Genomic DNA, 2,022 nt, shown 5'->3' with positions numbered 1-2,022 from the left:
GGCGCGCCCGCGCTGCGCGAGACCGTCGCCGCGCTGGAGGCGGCCGGCGGCAAGGCCGCCCACGTCGCCGCCGACCTGGGGGAGCGCGGCTGCGTACGGCGGGCCGCCGAGGACGCCGCGCGGATTTTCGGCGAGCCCGACATCCTGGTCAACTGCGCCGGCATCAACCTGCGGCCGCCCATGGACGAGCTGGACGCGTCGGTGTGGGACCGGTCGATGGCGGTCAACCTCGACGCCCCGTTCCTGCTCGGCCAGCGGTTCGGGCCGGGCATGGCCGGGCGCGGCCACGGCCGGATCATCAACGTCGCCTCTCAGCAGTCCTTCCGCGCGTTCGGCAACAGCGGCGCCTACGGCGCCGCCAAAGGCGGCCTGGTCGCGCTGACCCGTTCCCAGGCCGAGGCGTGGTCGGCCCGCGGAGTGTGCTGCAACGCCCTCGTCCCCGGGTTCGTCGTGACGCCGCTGGTCACCCACATCCCGCCGGAGCGCCACGCCGCGATGGCCGACCGCACGCTGATCGGCCGCAACGGCCGCCCCGACGACTTCGCCGGCGCGGCCGTGTTCCTGGCGAGCGCGGCGTCGGCGTACGTCACCGGTCAGTCGATCTTCGTGGACGGCGGCTTCTCCATCCACTGAGCGACCGGCTCATGGTTCGCAAGGAGCTGATCATGACGGGCGTCAGGGGAGGGTCAAGACGATCGGCCCGTCGTCGGTGATGGCCACCGAGTGTTCGACGTGGACCGTGCGGCTGCCGTCACCGCTGCACAGGGACCAGCCGTCCTCGGCCATCGCGTAGTCGTCGTCGCCTCCGGCCATCAGGCTCGGCTCGATGGCGATGACCATGCCGGGGCGGAGCCTGAGGCCGTGCCCTCGGCGGCCCTCGTTGGGGACGAACGGGTCCTCGTGCATGGCCCGCCCGATGCCGTGGCCGGCGAAGTCGTGCTGGATGCCGTAGCCGGCCGCGCGGCCGATGCGGGAGATGGCCTGGCCGATGTCGCCGAGCCGCGCGTCCGGCACGGCCTCCTCGATCCCGGCGGCCAGCATCCGTTCGGCGGTGCGGATCAGGTCGGCGTCGCGCCGGTGGCCCCGGCCGACGCAGAAGCTGACCGCGCCGTCGGCGTGCCAGCCGTCGATGTGGGCGCCGCAGTCGATGCTCAGCAGGTCGCCGTCCCGGAGCCGGTAGCCGGTGGGCAGGCCGTGCAGCATGACCTCGTTCACCGAGGTGCAGATCACGCCGGGGTAGGGAGTGGCGCCGAACGCCGGGTGGTAGCCGAGGAAGGACGATCCGGCCCCGGCCTCGTGCATGATCTGGCGGGCCAGCTCGTCGAGCTCGCGCAGGGACACCCCGGCGGTCGCGTGCGCACGGACCTGTGCGTGCACCGCCGCGACGACCCGGCCGGCCTCGCGCATCACCTCGATCTCGGCGGCGGTCTTGAGCTCGATCAACGTTTTCCTCCTGCTAGGTTCCGATAACTATACCGGTATTAGTATTGGGCTCATGGTACGGGAACCGTTGTCGATCGCCGACCACCTGCGGGGGGAACGGCTGGGCGAGCTGCTGCGCGAGGCCAGGGGCTCGCGCAGCATCACCGAGGTGGCGCTCCAGGCCGGGATCTCCCCGGAGACTCTGCGGAAGATCGAGAGGGGCCGCATCCCCACACCGGCCTTCTTCACCGTGGTCGCCGTCGCCGGAGTTCTGGGACTGTCCGTGGACGCGCTGCTGGCCCAGGTCAGCCTGCCCGGCACGGCCGCCGGAGCCACGGACGAGGCCGCCCCGAGCGCCGAAGGCGAGCGCAGAGCCGTGGGATGACGCCACGCTGATCCCCAGCGAGAACTCCTCAGCCCCTGCCGGTCCGGCATGGCCGGGACCGGCGTGCGGGGAGCCGATCGATCAGCCGATGAGGCGTCGCAGCGCGGCGTGGGCCGGCGGACCCCAGGTGGGCTTGCCGCCGGGCCGGCCGTGGACGCCGGCGTCGGCGATGAGAATGCCGGTGAGGGCGCGCGCCACCGCCCATCCACGGGCGC

The 2,022-nt window shown here is 73.0% G+C and carries 3 protein-coding genes; 2 read left to right on the top strand and 1 reads right to left on the bottom strand.

All coding sequences use genetic code 11. From position 1 onward, the window contains the following. A partial coding sequence (locus ACFFNX_RS48625; RefSeq protein WP_378213239.1) for an SDR family NAD(P)-dependent oxidoreductase occupies nt 1-633 on the top strand: 633 nt, incomplete at its 5' end. A gap of 42 nt (nt 634-675) precedes the next feature. Here ACFFNX_RS48625 and map read toward each other — a convergent pair. Next, the gene (map, locus tag ACFFNX_RS48620; protein WP_378213238.1) at nt 676-1,443 is read right to left on the bottom strand and encodes a type I methionyl aminopeptidase; all 768 of its coding nucleotides are present in this window, start codon (nt 1,441-1,443) and stop codon (nt 676-678) included. A gap of 52 nt (nt 1,444-1,495) precedes the next feature. Here map and ACFFNX_RS48615 point away from each other — a divergent pair, with 52 nt between their 5' ends. Further along, on the top strand, nt 1,496-1,807 hold the full coding sequence (locus ACFFNX_RS48615) for a helix-turn-helix domain-containing protein (protein WP_378213236.1): 312 nt from the start codon (nt 1,496-1,498) through the stop codon (nt 1,805-1,807). Nucleotides 1,808-2,022: the final 215 nt, after the last annotated feature.

Origin of the sequence: Actinoallomurus acaciae, from assembly GCF_042429965.1 — a bacterium.
GTDB lineage: Bacteria > Actinomycetota > Actinomycetes > Streptosporangiales > Streptosporangiaceae > Actinoallomurus > Actinoallomurus acaciae.
This window is presented reverse-complemented; position numbering and strand designations above follow the sequence as displayed.